The sequence below is a fragment of the Thermomonas sp. genome (genome assembly GCF_035369645.1).
Taxonomy (GTDB): domain Bacteria; phylum Pseudomonadota; class Gammaproteobacteria; order Xanthomonadales; family Xanthomonadaceae; genus Thermomonas.
Window position 1 is genome coordinate 1 of the sequence record NZ_DAOOUM010000055.1, and the last position, 14,959, is coordinate 14,959.

The 14,959-nt window shown below is 63.8% G+C and carries 14 protein-coding genes and 1 tRNA gene; 7 read left to right on the forward strand and 8 right to left on the reverse strand.

Annotated elements, in window-relative coordinates; translation table 11 throughout:
• Positions 1-13: 13 nt before the first annotated feature.
• Positions 14-90 (reverse strand) — tRNA-Arg (locus PK789_RS10060).
• Positions 91-169: 79 nt separating this feature from the next.
• Here PK789_RS10060 and ubiA point away from each other — a divergent pair.
• On the forward strand, positions 170-1,084 hold the full coding sequence (ubiA, locus tag PK789_RS10065) for a 4-hydroxybenzoate octaprenyltransferase (RefSeq protein WP_324308619.1): 915 nt from the start codon (positions 170-172) through the stop codon (positions 1,082-1,084).
• On the opposite strand, the gene PK789_RS10070 is transcribed toward ubiA, so the two are convergent.
• The gene (locus PK789_RS10070; RefSeq protein WP_324308620.1) at positions 1,081-1,806 is read right to left on the reverse strand and encodes a ComF family protein; all 726 of its coding nucleotides are present in this window, start codon (positions 1,804-1,806) and stop codon (positions 1,081-1,083) included. The genes ubiA and PK789_RS10070 overlap by 4 nt on opposite strands.
• A gap of 49 nt (positions 1,807-1,855) precedes the next feature.
• On the opposite strand from PK789_RS10070, the gene bioB reads away from it, so the two are divergent.
• Positions 1,856-2,890 carry a biotin synthase BioB gene (bioB, locus tag PK789_RS10075; protein ID WP_324308631.1) on the forward strand — a complete coding sequence of 345 codons (1,035 nt, stop codon included), beginning with the start codon at positions 1,856-1,858 and terminating at the stop codon, positions 2,888-2,890.
• Entirely contained in the window at positions 2,875-4,047 is a 1,173-nt protein-coding gene (gene bioF, locus PK789_RS10080; protein ID WP_324308621.1) for an 8-amino-7-oxononanoate synthase, read from the forward strand. The genes bioB and bioF overlap by 16 nt, the downstream gene beginning before the upstream one ends.
• Here bioF and PK789_RS10085 read toward each other — a convergent pair.
• The gene (locus PK789_RS10085) at positions 4,019-5,494 is read right to left on the reverse strand and encodes an NAD-dependent succinate-semialdehyde dehydrogenase (protein ID WP_324308622.1); all 1,476 of its coding nucleotides are present in this window, start codon (positions 5,492-5,494) and stop codon (positions 4,019-4,021) included. The genes bioF and PK789_RS10085 overlap by 29 nt on opposite strands.
• Positions 5,495-5,612: 118 nt before the next feature.
• Between PK789_RS10085 and bioH the strand changes: the two genes are divergently transcribed.
• Both bioH and bioC read left to right on the forward strand, forming a co-directional pair.
• Entirely contained in the window at positions 5,613-6,380 is a 768-nt protein-coding gene (gene bioH, locus PK789_RS10090) for a pimeloyl-ACP methyl ester esterase BioH (protein ID WP_324308632.1), read from the forward strand.
• Positions 6,377-7,285 carry a malonyl-ACP O-methyltransferase BioC gene (gene bioC, locus PK789_RS10095; RefSeq protein ID WP_324308623.1) on the forward strand — a complete coding sequence of 303 codons (909 nt, stop codon included), beginning with the start codon at positions 6,377-6,379 and terminating at the stop codon, positions 7,283-7,285. The genes bioH and bioC overlap by 4 nt, the downstream gene beginning before the upstream one ends.
• A 223-nt stretch (positions 7,286-7,508) precedes the next feature.
• On the opposite strand, the gene PK789_RS10100 is transcribed toward bioC, so the two are convergent.
• The 3 genes from PK789_RS10100 to PK789_RS10110 form a co-directional block, all read right to left on the reverse strand.
• Positions 7,509-7,820, reverse strand: coding sequence for a type II toxin-antitoxin system RelE/ParE family toxin (locus PK789_RS10100; RefSeq protein ID WP_324308624.1), 312 nt, complete (start codon positions 7,818-7,820; stop codon positions 7,509-7,511).
• Complete coding sequence (locus PK789_RS10105; RefSeq protein WP_324308625.1) at positions 7,817-8,017, reverse strand: hypothetical protein; 201 nt, start codon at positions 8,015-8,017, stop codon at positions 7,817-7,819. Before PK789_RS10105 ends, PK789_RS10100 begins: the two co-directional genes overlap by 4 nt.
• A 77-nt stretch (positions 8,018-8,094) precedes the next feature.
• Complete coding sequence (locus PK789_RS10110) at positions 8,095-9,069, reverse strand: pyridoxal-phosphate dependent enzyme (protein ID WP_324308626.1); 975 nt, start codon at positions 9,067-9,069, stop codon at positions 8,095-8,097.
• A gap of 515 nt (positions 9,070-9,584) precedes the next feature.
• Here PK789_RS10110 and mnmG point away from each other — a divergent pair.
• The gene (gene mnmG / locus PK789_RS10115) at positions 9,585-11,474 is read left to right on the forward strand and encodes a tRNA uridine-5-carboxymethylaminomethyl(34) synthesis enzyme MnmG (RefSeq protein ID WP_324308627.1); all 1,890 of its coding nucleotides are present in this window, start codon (positions 9,585-9,587) and stop codon (positions 11,472-11,474) included.
• Between the two features lie 79 nt (positions 11,475-11,553).
• Positions 11,554-12,816, forward strand: coding sequence for a sialidase family protein (locus PK789_RS10120; protein ID WP_324308628.1), 1,263 nt, complete (start codon positions 11,554-11,556; stop codon positions 12,814-12,816).
• A 45-nt stretch (positions 12,817-12,861) separates the two neighbouring features.
• Here PK789_RS10120 and PK789_RS10125 read toward each other — a convergent pair whose 3' ends face one another.
• Entirely contained in the window at positions 12,862-13,425 is a 564-nt protein-coding gene (locus tag PK789_RS10125; protein WP_324308629.1) for an ECF-type sigma factor, read from the reverse strand.
• A gap of 71 nt (positions 13,426-13,496) precedes the next feature.
• A partial coding sequence (locus tag PK789_RS10130) for a translocation/assembly module TamB domain-containing protein (RefSeq protein WP_324308630.1) occupies positions 13,497-14,959 on the reverse strand: 1,463 nt, incomplete at its 5' end.

Sequence of the window (14,959 nt, forward strand, 5' to 3'; positions counted from 1 at the left end):
GCCATCTGCAAGATGGCGCGCCTGGAGGGATTCGAACCCCCGACCAATGGCTTCGGAAGCCACTACTCTATCCGGCTGAGCTACAGGCGCGTTGCGGGCGATGGCGGTGCATCGCGGACGCGCATTCTCGCATGATTGCGCCAAAATGTGCCGCTGGTAGGCTAATGGGATGGCATCTTCTTCCCCTGTTGAGGCTCCCGAGCCGCGTTGGCGCACGCGTTTGCGCCACTACGCACAATTGACCCGCGCCGATCGCCCGATTGGTTGGCTGCTGCTGTTGTGGCCGACATGGTGGGGGTTGTGGCTGGCGGCCAAGGGCTTGCCGCCGGTGTGGCCGTTGCTGGTGTTCACCCTGGGGGTGTGGCTGACCCGCGCCGCCGGTTGCGTGATCAATGACTATGCGGATCGCTGGCTGGATGGCAGTGTGGCGCGCACCCAACAGCGGCCATTGGTCACCGGTGCGGTGTCCGGGCGCGAGGCGCTGGTCTTGTTTGCGGTGCTGATGTTGCTGGCGTTTGCGCTGGTGCTGACAATGAACCGGCTGACCATTTACATGAGCGTGGTCGGCGTGCTTTTAGCGGCCAGTTATCCGTATTTGAAGCGCCACACCTACTTGCCGCAGGTGTATTTGGGGATGGCGTTTGGCTGGGGCATCCCGATGGGGTTTGCGGCGCTGACCGGCGGCGTGCCAAAACTGGCATGGGTGCTGTATGTGGCCAATATCTTCTGGGCCACTGCGTATGACACTTGGTATGCCATGGTGGACCGCGACGACGATCTCCGCATGGGTGCCAAATCCACCGCGATCTTGTTTGGCGACATGGACCTGGCCGCGCAAGCCGTGCTGTATAGCTGCATGTTCGCAGCGCTGGCACTGGTGGGCCGCGACGCCGGCATGGGCCTGTATTTTTGGTTGGGGCTGGGGCTGGCCTGCGTGTTGGTGGTGTATCAATTTGGGCTGGCGCGTGGGCGCGAGCGCGCGGCCTGCTTCCGCGCGTTCTTGCACAACAACTGGGTGGGCATGGTGGTGTTTGCCGGCATCGCGCTGGATTACGCCCTGCGCGCCAAGGTGACGGCGGCCTAAGCTACCCGCGCGCATACCCACGCCTCCACCCGCTGCGCACCCGCACACCGCAAGGCCTGCGCAGCCGCGTGCAAGGTTGCGCCGGTGGTCATCACATCATCCAACAGCACCACATGGGCGGGCACGGCGGCCGCTGCCGTCAGCTGAAACGCCCCGTGCAGGTTGCGCTGGCGGGCAGCGGCATCCAGCCGTGATTGCGCCGACGTTGCGCGCCGCCGCTGCAACAGCCCGGTGCTCAGTGGCAGTTTCAGCGCCCGTGCCAATGGCCGCGCCAACTCCAATGCTTGGTCGTAGCCGCGTCGGCGCAGCCGGCTTGGGTGCAACGGAACCGGAAGGATGGCCGCAGGCCGTGGCAGCGCGGCAAAACGTTCGGCCATGCACTGCGCCAGCACCCGCCCCGCAGCGAAATCCTGATGAAATTTGAACCGTGGCAGCAACCGGTCCAGCGGGAAGGCGTAGTCAAACACGGCGTGCACTGCATCCAGCGGGGAAGGGTGTTGCAAGCAATGCCCGCAGTCCTGCGCCACGGGCAAGGGCAGCGCACAGCGCGGGCAGGCATGGCCTTGCCACGGCAGCTCGGCATGACAGGCCGCGCACACATCGCGCCCCGGCATCCCGGCATCGCCACACACCACACAACGTGGCGGCAACAGCCAGCACAGCGGCGCAGGCAGGCATCCGTCAACTTTTGTGAATGGGATTTGGTTGACGGTGGCGGTCATGCATTCCAGACTGCGCGCCAATCCTTTGTTTGTCTGTCGGAAAACCCCCATGCAGATCGTCAGTGCTTTCCCCGTTCGCCACGACTGGTCGCGCAGTGAAGTCGAAGCCCTCCTCGCGCTGCCGCTGCCGGACCTACTGCACCGCGCCGCCAGCGCGCACCGGCTGCATTTCGACCCCACCGAGGTGCAGGTGTCCACCTTGCTGTCGGTCAAAACCGGTGGCTGTCCGGAAGATTGCAGCTACTGCCCGCAGGCGGCGCGCTACCACACCGGGGTGGAAGCCACCAAGCTGATGGAAACCGAGGACGTGGTGGCCAAGGCACGCCAAGCCAAGGCCGCCGGTGCCTCGCGGTTCTGCATGGGCGCGGCCTGGCGTTCGCCCAAAGACCGCGACATCCCCAAAGTGGCGGCCATGATCCGCGAGGTCAAAGCGCTGGGGCTGGAAACCTGCGCCACCTTGGGCATGCTCAGCGGCAGCCAGGCCACGGCGCTGAAAGATGCGGGCCTGGATTACTACAACCACAACCTGGACACCGACCCCGAGTTTTACGGCGACATCATCCACACCCGCGACATGCAAGACCGTTTTGACACGCTGGCGCATGTGCGTGATGCCGGCTTGAAGACCTGCTGTGGCGGCATTGTGGGGATGGGCGAATCACGCCGTCAGCGTGCCGGTTTGCTGATGACCTTGGCCAATTTACCCAGCCATCCGGATTCGGTGCCGATCAACCGCTTGGTGGCGGTGGAAGGCACGCCCTTGGCCGACACCAAGGCACTGGATCCGTTTGAATTTGTGCGCACCATTGCCACCGCACGCATCATGATGCCGCGCTCGATGGTGCGCCTGTCGGCCGGCCGCGCCGAGATGAGCGACGAGTTGCAGGCGCTGTGTTTTTGCGCCGGTGCCAACTCGATTTTTTATGGCGAAAAATTGCTGACCACCGGCAACCCCGACACCGAGCGCGACCTTGCGCTATTCGACCGGCTGGGCCTGCGTCCGATGCACGTGGATGCGGCCGAAGCCCCTGCCGCCGAAGCCAGCGGCGGCTGCGGTGGCCACTGCGCATGCGCGAACGGCTAAGCACCCGCGTCGCTGCCGCCAGCGCGCAACGCGATGCCACCCACCGGCATCGCGTGATTCGCACCATCACCCAGCGCGCGGGGGTGCACTGCACCGTGGATGGCCGCACGCTGCTGAATTTTTGCAGCAATGATTATCTGGGCCTATCGCAACACCCGCAGCTGATCGCCGCCTTGCATGCGGCCAGCAGCGCCGGCGGCACCGCCTCGCATCTGGTGTGTGGGCACACCGCGCAACACGCCGCGCTGGAGGCCGAACTGGCCGCCTGGCAACACGCGCCACGCGCACTGCTGTTTGGCAGCGGCTACATGGCCAATCTGGCGGTGCTCCAAAGCCTGCTGGGCGCGGGGGATGTGTGCGTGCAAGACAAGCTCAACCACGCCAGTTTGCTCGACGGTGCGCGGCTGGCGGGCTGCCAAAACAGACGCTATCCACATGCCGATGCCGCCGGCGCGGCGCGGCAGTTAGCCGCACACCCCGATGGGGCTGCGCTGCTGGTCAGTGATGGCGTGTTTTCGATGGATGGCGACATCGCGCCATTGCCTGCGTTGGCCGAGGCCGCCCGCGCGCACGAGGCGACGTTGTATATCGACGATGCACATGGCGCAGGCGTGCTCGGGGATGGCGGGCGCGGCAGTCTGGCGGCGGCAGGCCTGACCATCGCCGATGCACCGTTGCGGCTGATCACCTTCGGCAAAGCCTTAGGCAGTGTGGGTGCGGCGGTGGTGGGCGCGGCGGATGTGATCGAGCACCTGCGGCAAACCGCGCGCCCCGGCATCTACACCACCGCCTTACCTGCCGCACAGGCTGCAGTGACGCGCGCGGCACTGGCCCTCGTGCAAGCCGATGCCGGCGACGCCTTGCGCGCAAACTTGCACGCCAATATCACGCGCTTTCGTTTGGGCGCGGCGCAATTGGGTTTGCCGTTACTGCCATCGCAGACTGCGATTCAACCCTTGCTGGTGGGTGCCGATGCCGATGCGCTGGCGTTATCGCAACACCTGGAAACGCGCGGCTATTGGGCCGCCGCCATCCGCCCACCCACCGTGCCCGCCGGCAGCGCACGGTTGCGCATCACCTTGAGCGCCCTGCACACCGCGCAGCATATCGACGGCTTGCTGGAAGCCCTCACAAACCTCCCACGCACACGTATTTGAGCTCGGTGTAATCGTGCAGCCCGTCCTTGCCGCCTTCGCGGCCAAAGCCGGAATGTTTGATGCCGCCAAACGGTGCCACCTCGGTGGAAATCAGCCCGGTATTGATGCCCACGATGCCGCATTGCAAGGCTTCCGACACGCGCCAACTGCGGGCCAGATCGCGCGTGTAGAAATACCCGGCCAAACCGAAGGGGGTGGCATTGGCCTGCGCAATCACGTCTGCTTCGGTGGTGAAACAAAACAGCGGTGCCACCGGGCCGAAGGTTTCTTCCTGCGCCAATTGCATGCGTGCATCGGCATCCAGCAAGACCGTGGGCGTGTAGAAGGTGCCGCCCAAGGCATGCCGCTGGCCGCCGATGGCCAGGCGCGCGCCGTTGGCCAGTGCATCGGCCACATGCGCTTCCACTTTTGCCAAGGCCTTGGCATCGATCAATGGGCCTTGCTCGGTCTCGCCTTGCAGGCCATCGCCCACGCGCAACTGGCGCACCGCTGCAACCAATTTTTCCGCAAACGCGGCATACACGCTGGCCTGCACAAAAATGCGGTTGGCGCAGACGCAGGTTTGCCCGGTATTGCGAAATTTACTGGCGATCACACCGGCCACGGCGGCATCTAAATCGGCATCGTCAAACACGATGAAAGGCGCATTGCCGCCCAGCTCCAACGACAATCTTTTGAGATCCGGCGCAGATTGCGCCATCAGCGTTTTGCCCACTGCGGTAGAGCCGGTAAAACTGAGTTTGCGCAGCTTGGGGTTGCCGGTCATTTCTGCGCCGATTGCGGCGGCATCGTGGCCGGTGACGATATTGATCACGCCCGGCGGAACCCCCGCACGCTGCGCCAATTCGCCCAGCGCCAAGGCCGAAAACGGTGTTTGCAGCGCCGGTTTGCACACCACCGTACAACCGGCAGCCAAGGCCGGGGCCAGCTTGCGGCCCAGCATCGCCGAAGGAAAATTCCACGGCGTAATCATGCCCACCACCCCCACCGGCTGGCGCAGCGTCAGCAACCGTTTGTCAGCCGCATGCGACTGGATCACCTCGCCATCCATGCGCCGCGCTTGTTCGGCAAACCACTGCAGATAGCCGGCGCTATAAGTAATCTCGCCGCGTGCTTCGGCCAGCGGCTTGCCTTGCTCGGCGGTCAACAAGCGCGCCAAATCTTCTTGATGTTCCAGCATCAGCGCATGCAGGTCGCGCAGCACTTGCGCGCGCGCATCGGCGGTCTTGCCAGCCCATGCCGGAAACGCCGCATGCGCCGCATCGATGGCGCGCCGGGTTTCCGCTGCGGCCATCTCCGGCACCGTTCCCAGCAGTGCCGCATTGGCCGGATTGCGCACCTCGCAACGCCCACCCGCATCGGCATCACACCATTGCCCGCCAATCAATGCGTGCTGGCGCAACAAACCGGCATCGTTCAGGCCTAGCCCCTCAGCGTGAGAACCCATCATCCATCCTCCGGAAATGAACACGACCCGCACACGATACGGCGAGTGACGTGAGCTTCGCGCGATAATGTGCGGCCCCACGCAACCGCGCCGGTTTGGCGCATGATTGATGAGCACACTGCACGTTGACATCAGCGGCCACGGCCCGCCCTTGGTACTGCTGCATGGCTGGGCGATGCACGGCGGTATTTTTGCGCCCTTGGTAGAAGCACTGCGTGAACACCGCACCTTGTATGTGGTCGATTTGCCCGGCCACGGTCACAGCCGCGCTTGTGGCCTGCCGTTGACACTGGACGCTTGCGCCGATGCCGTGCTGGACACGGTACCCACAGCGCCGTGGTGCGGTTGGTCGCTGGGTGGGTTGATCGCACTGCACGCGGCCACCCAACACCCACAACGGGTGCCAGCACTGGCGATGATCTGCGCTTCACCCAAATTTGTCGTGCGTGAAGATTGGCCACACGGCATGGCGCGTGAGGTGTTCACCGGGTTTGCCGCCGGCCTGCGCAGCGATTGGCGCGCCACCATTGACCGCTTCATCACGCTGGAAGCCTTTGGCTCTGACCATATGCGCGAAGAATTGCAGCTCTTGCGCGACGCCGTGCTGGCGCGTGGCGAGCCGTCACCACGCATTTTGGCGGAAGGGCTTGCCACCTTGGAAACCAGCGACTTGCGCGATGCGTTGCCAGCAATGACGGTACCCAGTGTTTGGATCAGCGGCCGCCGCGACCGCCTTGTGAACCCCACAGCCATGCAGGCCAGCGCCGCGATGGCGACAGATGCGCGCACTGTGCAAATCGAGCACGCCGGGCATGCGCCCTTTTTGACCCATGCCGATGCGGTGGCCACGGCACTGTTGGCCTTTCTTGCCGAGCATGCCGCATGAGCCCCGAACTGTTTGATGCCAAGCACGTGCGCCGTGCGTTTTCGCGCGCGGCGACCACCTATGACGCAGTGGCGCATGTGCAGCGCAATGCGCAAGCACGCCTGCTGGAATCGCTGGATTTTCTGGACGACCCCGCGCTGGCACGCCCCCCGCCGCAACGTGTTTTGGATTTGGGTTGCGGCACCGGTGCGGCCAGTGTGGCGCTGCAAAAACGCTGGCCAAAAGCGCAGATCGTGTCGATGGATTTGGCGCTGCCGATGCTGCACCACGCCCGCACTGCCAGCAAGCGCTGGAACCCGTTTGCGCAAGTGCCGCAACCGGTGTGTGCCGATGCCCGCGCGCTGCCGTTGGCAGAGGGGTCGGTGGATGTGATTTTTTCCAACCTGTGCCTGCAATGGGTGGAAGATTTAGGCGCGGTGCTCAATGGCTTTCGGCGCGCGCTCAAGCCACAGGGTTTGCTGCTGTTTTCCACGTTTGGCCCAGAAACCTTGTGGGAGCTGCGCAGCGCATTTGCACACGCGGATGCGGCCCCCCATGTCAGCCCGTTTGTGGACATCGCCGGCATCGGTGATGCCTTGGTCAATGCCGGTTTTTTTCAGCCGGTGGTGGATCGCGAAGAAGAGGTCACCCACTATCCAAATTTGCCCGCATTGATGCACGAACTGCGCGCACTCGGTGCCACCAATGCCCTGCGTTCCCGCCGCACCACCCTGACCGGGCGCAGCCGGTTTGCGGCCGCCAGCACCGCCTACGAAACCCATCGCGCAGCAGCCGGCCTACCGGCCACTTGGGAGATCGTCAGCGCGATGGCATGGGCACCAGAACCCGGTGCCCCAATTCGCGAAGGCGGTGCCGATTTGGTGGCGGTACCGGTGTCGAAAATCCCGATCCGGCGACGTGGATGAAGCCGTCACGTCGCGCATGGGACATTGGGTGCGCAGGGTTGGGCCGCACTGGCCTGCGTGGCGGTGGCGGCGTTTGCCTACCCCTTGGGTAATCGCGGCCTGCTGTTGCATCTGGAAACACGCGGCATCGCGCTCAATGCCAGCCAGCGCGTGGGTGGTGGCCCGCGACCAGAAAGCCGGCGGCGAAAGTTAAGCCGACTTAAGGTCTTCTGCTTCGCCTCTTTTAGCCTTTATTACACAGCAGATCAGCCAGTTTTTTGGGCAACCGTTGCCGATAGTGCATCACCGCGATGATCACGACGGTATCGCCTTTGTCTAGATAGATCAGGCGATAGGGACGCTCCAACAATTCCCGAATGTCATCGTTTGGGTATTCGTGCATTCGATGACCCAGCAACGGCGGCTCGCTCAACTGCATCGAACGTTCGACCAGTCGGATTGACTCCTTGAGCGCTGCCCGTGGCGAGTCCTTGGCAATGAACGCAGTGATCTCGCGCAGGCGTTGCTGCGCCTCGGGTGACCAGTGAACCCTCATTGCGCGGTGTGTCGCTCGGCTTGCAACTGCGCCAGCAGTTCTTCGGCTGGGATCGTGTTGCCCGCCTTTGCCTGCGCTAAGCCGCGCGCAACGGATGCGTGCAACTCAACCTGATACATCACATCCTCCCAAGTCGCTTCGGGTGGCAATTCATCCGCGATGTGATGCACTTGCTGGCGTAGTGTCTGGGCCGACATGGCAGACCTTCTGAGCATGGTTGCTATGGCCATTCTAGACTTCCGCATCAAAAAGACCAGAAAGCCGGCGGCGGGAGTTAAGCCGGCGACGCCAATAGTGCTGGCAACGTATCCAAATCCACATTGCCGCCAGACAAAATCACGCCCACCTTGCGGCCTTCGAATAGCGCGCGGTTCTGCTGCACCGCCGCCAATACGGTGGCCGATGACGGCTCGATCAGTTGTTTGCTGCGCGTCCATAGCAAGCGCAATGCGGCGAGGGTTTGCGCATCGTCCACCGTCAATACTTGTGCATCCGCTGCACGCAACATATCGAAATTGATCGCGCCCAGTGTGCCGCGCAAGCCATCGCAAATAGTATTGGGGACAACCTCGTGATCCAGCACGCCACGCGCAAACGAACGCGCACCATCGGCAGCACCTGACGGTTCGGCCAGATACAGCCGGCAACTTGGTGCCAGTGCTTGCATGGCCAATGCGGTGCCGGCTGCCAGCCCACCGCCACCCAGCGGCACCACCAGCGCATCCAGATCCGGCTGCGCGCTGAGTAGCTCCAATGCGGCGGTGCCTTGCCCGGCGATCACGGCGGGGTCGGTGTAGGGGTGCACGCTGCGGCCGCCGGTGTCAGCCTGCACCTGCGCGCACATCGCCTCGCGCGCGGCGATCGTGGGGGCGCAGTGATGCAACACCGCGCCGTAATGCGCGATCGCCGCCAGCTTGGCACGCACTGCTCCATCCGGCACCACCACATGACAGGGGATGCCACGCAACTGCGCGGCTAAAGCCAAGGCCGCACCATGATTGCCGGACGAATGCGTGACCACCCCGCGCGCGGCGCTGTGGTCATCCAACCCGAACACCGCATTGCAAGCGCCACGAAACTTGAACGCACCCACGCGCTGGAGGTGCTCGGCTTTGAAATACAGCTGCGCACCGGTGTCGGCATTCAGTGCGCGTGAGGTCAGCACCGGGGTGGCATGCGCATACGGGGCGATGCGCGCGGCAGCGTCAAACAGGTCGGCAAGGGTGGGCGGGGCGCTGTCTGCATTCATCATCGCACCATGCTAGCGCGGCATATGCCGATTGCCGACACCGCGAAGGCATGGGCGGAGAGCAAAGTTCCATGCGGTTTTCAAGCTATTCGTACGGAAAAGTGCTAAACCGTGACCCTCTGCACAAGCTGAATCGAAGATTGTCCTAGGAGTGACTTCCAGCGTCACATCGCGCCAGATCGCGCTACTCTAGTCGTGTCGGTGCCTGACAGGACATCCCGGATCCCCCCTGTTCCGCCCGTCCTGCGGGCACCGACACTTCTTTTTTCATTGCTGTCGCTACCACCGGCGCACCTTGCCCGGCGGTTATCAGGCAGATTTCAGACAAAAAATGAGGGCTGGATGTCCCCCGACACCCAGCCCCCGTAGCGTCCTCGCTATGCGCAGAAATCGGCCCCTGTTCAGTCCGATTGTCGCCTTGCGGCGTGCCACGTCGAGTGCTGCTAGGTGTAAAGCACGAACCGTGCCAACTTATAAAACCGCCCCACCTTGCATTTGCGCGCGATAATTTCGCCATGAGCCAGACCTTTTATCGTTTCGATGTCATCGTCATCGGTGGCGGCCACGCCGGCACCGAAGCCGCCCTTGCCGCCGCCCGCGCGGGTGCGCGCACCTTGCTGCTGACCCACAACATCGAAACCGTGGGCGCGATGAGCTGCAACCCGGCCATTGGCGGCATCGGCAAGGGCCATCTGGTGAAAGAGATCGACGCGCTGGGCGGCATCATGGGCAAAGCCGCCGACGCCGCCGGCATCCAGTGGCGCGTGCTCAATGCCAGCAAAGGCCCTGCGGTGCGCGCCACCCGCTGCCAGGCCGATCGCAGCCTGTATCGCGCGTTTATCCGCCGCGCGGTGGAAATGCAGGACAACCTCACCGTGTTCCAAGCGGCGGTGGATGATCTGCTCATCGACCACGATGCTGTGCGCGGTGCCATCACCCAAACCGGCTTGACGTTTGCAGCCCCGGCGGTGGTGCTGACCGCGGGCACCTTCCTTGCCGGGAAAATTCATATCGGTGAAACCCAATATGCCGCCGGGCGCATGGGCGACGCGCCGGCCACCGCGCTGGCACACAAACTGCGCGAAGGCCGCTTTGTGGTGGACCGGCTGAAGACCGGCACGCCGCCGCGCATCGATGGCCGCACGCTGGATTATTCGGTGATGACCGAACAAGCCGGCGACAACCCGCGCCCGGTGATGTCGTTCATGGGCAGCCATGCCGACCAGCCGGCGCAGGTCAGTTGCTGGATCACCGACACCTGCGAGCGCACCCACCAAATCATCCGCGACGCATTGCATCGCAGCCCGTTGTATTCGGGGCAAATAGAAGGCATCGGCCCGCGCTATTGCCCCAGCATCGAAGACAAAGTGGTGCGTTTTGCCGAGAAGGCCAGCCATCAGATTTTTGTTGAACCCGAAGGCTTGTCGGTCACCGAAATCTATCCCAATGGCATCAGCACATCGCTGCCGTTTGATGTGCAATTGGACTTGGTGCGTAGCATTCGCGGGTTTGAGCAGGCGCATATCACCCGCCCCGGTTATGCCATCGAATACGATTTTTTTGACCCGCGCGGGCTGAAAAATTCACTGGAAACCAAAGCGGTGGCCGGGCTGTTTTTTGCTGGCCAAATCAACGGCACCACCGGCTACGAAGAAGCCGCCGCGCAAGGCCTGCTGGCCGGCGTAAATGCGGCGCGCTTTGTGCAACAGCAAGACCCCTGCACCCTGCGCCGTGACCAAGCCTATCTGGGCGTGCTGGTGGATGACTTGATCACCCACGGCACCAGCGAGCCGTACCGGATGTTCACCAGTCGCGCCGAATACCGCCTGCAACTGCGCGAAGACAATGCCGATGCACGCCTGACCCCGATTGGGCGAGAGCTGGGCTTGGTGGATGATCTGCGTTGGCAGGCATTTGCACGCAAGCGTGATGCGGTAGCCGCCGAAACCGCACGGCTTGCAGGCCTGTGGGCGGCGCCCAACAACGCGCTGGGCGCAGCATTGGCGCGTGATCTTGGTATTGAAGTCAGCCGTGAAAACAACGCGCTGGACTTGCTGCGCCGCCCCGAGTTGAACTACGCCCGCCTGCTGCAAGTGCCCGAGATGGGCCCGGCGGTGGACGATGCCAAGGTGGCCGAGCAGGTGGAAATTGCCACCAAATACGCCGGCTATCTGGGCCGCCAGCGCGACGACATCGCGCGCCAGCAACGCAACGAAGCCACTGCCATCCCCACCGATTTTGACTATGCTCAGGTGCGCGGGCTGTCAGCCGAAGTGCTGCAAAAACTCAGCCGCGTGCAACCGCAAACCGTGGGGCAGGCGCAGCGCGTCCCGGGGGTGACACCGGCGGCGATTTCATTGTTGTTGGTGCACCTGGAACGCCAGCGGCGCAACGCGGCTGCCTGACGCACCCTTCTCCCGCGTGCGGGAAATGTGCCCGACGGGCGGATGAAAGGGCGCTTTCGCACTGGCGTATCCTTTCCGCATGAACATGCGCATTGCCGTCGCCAGCCTGATCGTCATCACCACCCTCGTCGCCTGCAAACGCGACACCCCCGCCACGCCGCCTGCCCCTGCCAGCTTTGCCGTGCAAACGTGGGTGCTGCCATCCGAGCCCGGCTCGATGGCCCCGGATCTGGTCACCGCGCCGGGCGGGCGGGTGTTGCTCAGCTGGATCAACCGCAGCCAAGGCCGTCGCAACGCCTTGCAATTTGCCGCCTATACCGAAGCAGCGGGCTGGCAGAGCCAGCCACGCACGATTGCGGTGGGCAATTCGCTGTTGGCCAATGCTGCCGATACCCCGCACCTGTTGGCCACGGCCGACGGCGCACTGTGGTCGCAATGGCTGCAAACCCAGCCCGATAATCCATCAGGCTATGACACCGTGTTGGCACGCTCCAAAGACGGCGGCATGAGCTGGACGCAAATCACCCGCGTCAATAACGATGGTCAAGCCGCCGAACACGGTTTTGCCGCGTTATGGCCACACGGAACCAATGGGTTGGGCATGGCGTGGCTGGATGGCCGTGCGCAGGCCGCGCAACCGATACCTGCGCACGACCATGCGCAACACGCCATGGGTGCCATGCAGTTGCGTAGCAACATCTTCAACTTGGATTTGCAGCGCGGTGAGGATGCGGTGGTGGATGCACGCAGCTGCGATTGCTGCCAAACCGCTGCGGCAATGACCGAGCAAGGCCCGCTGCTGGCATGGCGTGACCGCAGCGACGCGGATATTCGCGATATCGCCGTTGCCCGTTTCGAAAACGGCGCGTGGACCCCGCCCAAACTGGTGCATGCCGATGGTTGGAAAATCGAGGCCTGCCCGGTGGCCGGCCCGGCACTGGCCGCGCAAGGCAAAACAGCGGTGGTGCTGTGGTACAGCGAAGCCGGTGGCACACCAACATTGCGCATGGCGCGCAGCGTGGATGCCGGCAGCACATTTGCCGAGCCGGTGGTGTTGGACACCGGCACGGCCGTGTTGGGGCGCGCGGCGATAGGTGTTGATGCGCAGCACGTGTGGGCGCTGTGGCTGCGCGAAGATGCGCACGGGCAAACCTTGCTGCTGGCGCGCTATACGCCCGATTTATCAAAACGCTTGCAACAAGTCACCGTGGCGACGCTTGGCGCGCGCGGGATGGCCAGCGGCTATCCCAAATTGGCGGTGGATGCCGGCGGTGCATGGTTGGCATGGACCGATGTCATTGGCGGCGTGGCGCATTTGAAGGGCGCACGGGTGGCACGCTGAGGTGGTTGCCTTGCGGTGTGGCTTGCCGGCGGCGATCTTGCATGGTCATGCGCGCATTTCTGCCAGCAAAAATGCCCGCGCTTTGCGCCAGTCGCGGCGCACCGTGCGCTCGCTGATGCCCAGCATGTCGCCAATCTCGGCCTCTTCGTAACCGCCAAAATACCGCAGCTCGACGATCTGCGCGGCGCGCGCATCCAGCTGATGCAAGCTGGTCAGTAATTCATCCAGCGCCAATACCTCCACGGCCGCCGCATCGCCATTGCCCAGCGATGCGGTCAGGGTCAGCGCCTCTTGCCCGCCACCACGCTTGTCGGCCTTGCGTGCGCGGGCATCGTCCACCAGCACTTGGCGCATGGCGCGCGCCGATAGCGCCAGCAAGTGATTGCGGTCCACCGCTTTGAGGTCGGCACCTGCGGCCAGTTTCAGGTAGGCCTCGTTGACCAAGGCGGTGGTCTGAAACGCATCGCGCATGCGCCGCAATTGCACGCGTGCGGCGCGTTTGAGTTCTTCATACACGGCCGCATACGCTGCCCCCATCGCGGCCGCATCACCGGCGCGTGCGCGCGCCAGCAATTGGGTCACCCGCGCGTCCTCTGTGACTGCCATCATCCTGCCCCGCTACGTTCAACATCCAGCCCCTGCTGGCAGTGTCGCACCCCTTGCCATTGCGTGCATCTTGCTTACTTTTCTTTGCGCCAATTCAACGATGCGCGGTTCTCCACGGTGCTCGATTCGATTTGGATGTCGAAGCCGCGCCGCAATAGATATTTCAAGGTCATCACCTGGCCGGTGCCCAGTAGCGACACGCCATAGCCCACATAGAGTTTGGGTGACAGGTATTTGCCCACGCTGAGCACGTCACCGCCCAGCGCGCGCGAGGTGTTGACGCCAGCGTCATCCAAACCGATGCGGGCACCCAGCTCGGCAGCCAGCAGGCCACTGCCTGCGCTCAGCGCCGATTTGGCCGCGCCCAACTGGCGCGCTTCATCGCCGGTCAGGGTGGACAACGGACGGCCCAAGGTCAGGTAGGCCAGCGCTTCGGACTCACTTTTGGCGGGGTCGGAATACACGCTGGCCTGCGGCGCACTGGCGCGGCCTTCCACGCGGATGCCGGCGGTGACATCACCCACTTGGCGTTCGGCGCGGATGTCCAGCAGCGGGTCATCCACCGGCGTGTTCGACCAGCGCAGACGGCCACGGGTGATCTGCAAGTTTTGCCCGTAGGCGCGGTAGCGGCCAGCGATGTCGAGTGCGCCGCTGCCCAGCATGTCGCGCTCGGGCGTGGCACGCACGCGCAGACTGCCGCCCAGCGTGCCTTTCAGGCCATAGCCCTCCAGTTGCACGGCTTGGCCCATGATCAAATTCAGATCCATGTCCAATGCGGTGGCGACGGCTACCGGGGTGGGGTCGGCGGGGTCCAGTACCACCACATCCGGCGAGGGCGACACCCCCATGTCCAACCGCTCCAGGTGGATGTCGGCTTCGGCCACATTGACGCTGCCGCGTATCTGCAAAGGCTGCCCGGCGCGATAACGCAAACTCAAGTCGGGGCTGGCGATGGCGCGCAGTTGGCGGGTATCGGCCAGTAACAGATTGTTGCCGCGCAGTTGCAATTGCAAGGGCGTGTCATCGCTGCGCCAATCCAATTGGCCATCGAGCTGCAACACGCCGGTTCCTGCACCCACTTGGCCATGGATGCGGGCGCTGCCATCGGCTTGCGCAAGCAATTGCACGTCGCCATCGTGCAGGCTGATGCCCAGCGCAGGAAGTTCGGTGGAAAATTTTTGCAAACGCGCCTGCCCGCCCAGCAGTGGTTGCGCGCGGGTGCCGGCCAGCTGCACATCCACATGCAGATTGCCGGTGGGCGACACGATATCGGGCGAGAGCAGTTCGACCCAGGTCAGCGCATCGGTATCCAGTTTCAAATCCCCCGACAACGGCGCGTAAGCATCAAAACCGGTGACGATATGGGCATCCAGTTGGCCGCTGCCATTGACCCCGGTGCTCAGCGTGGCTTCCACACGATGCGGGTCAAACGTGGCTTGCAAGGTCAGTGCGCGATAGCTGAGCACATCCCGGCGCGCACGCGGCCGGTTGCGCAGGCCGCCGGCGTCCGAGCGCAGCGTGGCGGTGCCGCGCCATG

Bases quoted from the DNA above. Each gene is read 5' to 3' on its own strand.
- ubiA (WP_324308619.1), top strand. From the start codon at position 170: ATGGCATCTTCTTCCCCTGTTGAGGCTCCCGAGCCGCGTTGGCGCACG.
- PK789_RS10070 (WP_324308620.1), bottom strand. From the start codon at position 1,806: ATGACCGCCACCGTCAACCAAATCCCATTCACAAAAGTTGACGGATGC.
- bioB (WP_324308631.1), top strand. From the start codon at position 1,856: ATGCAGATCGTCAGTGCTTTCCCCGTTCGCCACGACTGGTCGCGCAGT.
- bioF (WP_324308621.1), top strand. From the start codon at position 2,875: ATGCGCGAACGGCTAAGCACCCGCGTCGCTGCCGCCAGCGCGCAACGC.
- PK789_RS10085 (WP_324308622.1), bottom strand. From the start codon at position 5,494: ATGGGTTCTCACGCTGAGGGGCTAGGCCTGAACGATGCCGGTTTGTTG.
- bioC (WP_324308623.1), top strand. From the start codon at position 6,377: ATGAGCCCCGAACTGTTTGATGCCAAGCACGTGCGCCGTGCGTTTTCG.
- PK789_RS10100 (WP_324308624.1), bottom strand. From the start codon at position 7,820: ATGAGGGTTCACTGGTCACCCGAGGCGCAGCAACGCCTGCGCGAGATC.
- PK789_RS10105 (WP_324308625.1), bottom strand. From the start codon at position 8,017: ATGTCGGCCCAGACACTACGCCAGCAAGTGCATCACATCGCGGATGAA.
- PK789_RS10110 (WP_324308626.1), bottom strand. From the start codon at position 9,069: ATGAATGCAGACAGCGCCCCGCCCACCCTTGCCGACCTGTTTGACGCT.
- mnmG (WP_324308627.1), top strand. From the start codon at position 9,585: ATGAGCCAGACCTTTTATCGTTTCGATGTCATCGTCATCGGTGGCGGC.
- PK789_RS10120 (WP_324308628.1), top strand. From the start codon at position 11,554: ATGAACATGCGCATTGCCGTCGCCAGCCTGATCGTCATCACCACCCTC.
- PK789_RS10125 (WP_324308629.1), bottom strand. From the start codon at position 13,425: ATGATGGCAGTCACAGAGGACGCGCGGGTGACCCAATTGCTGGCGCGC.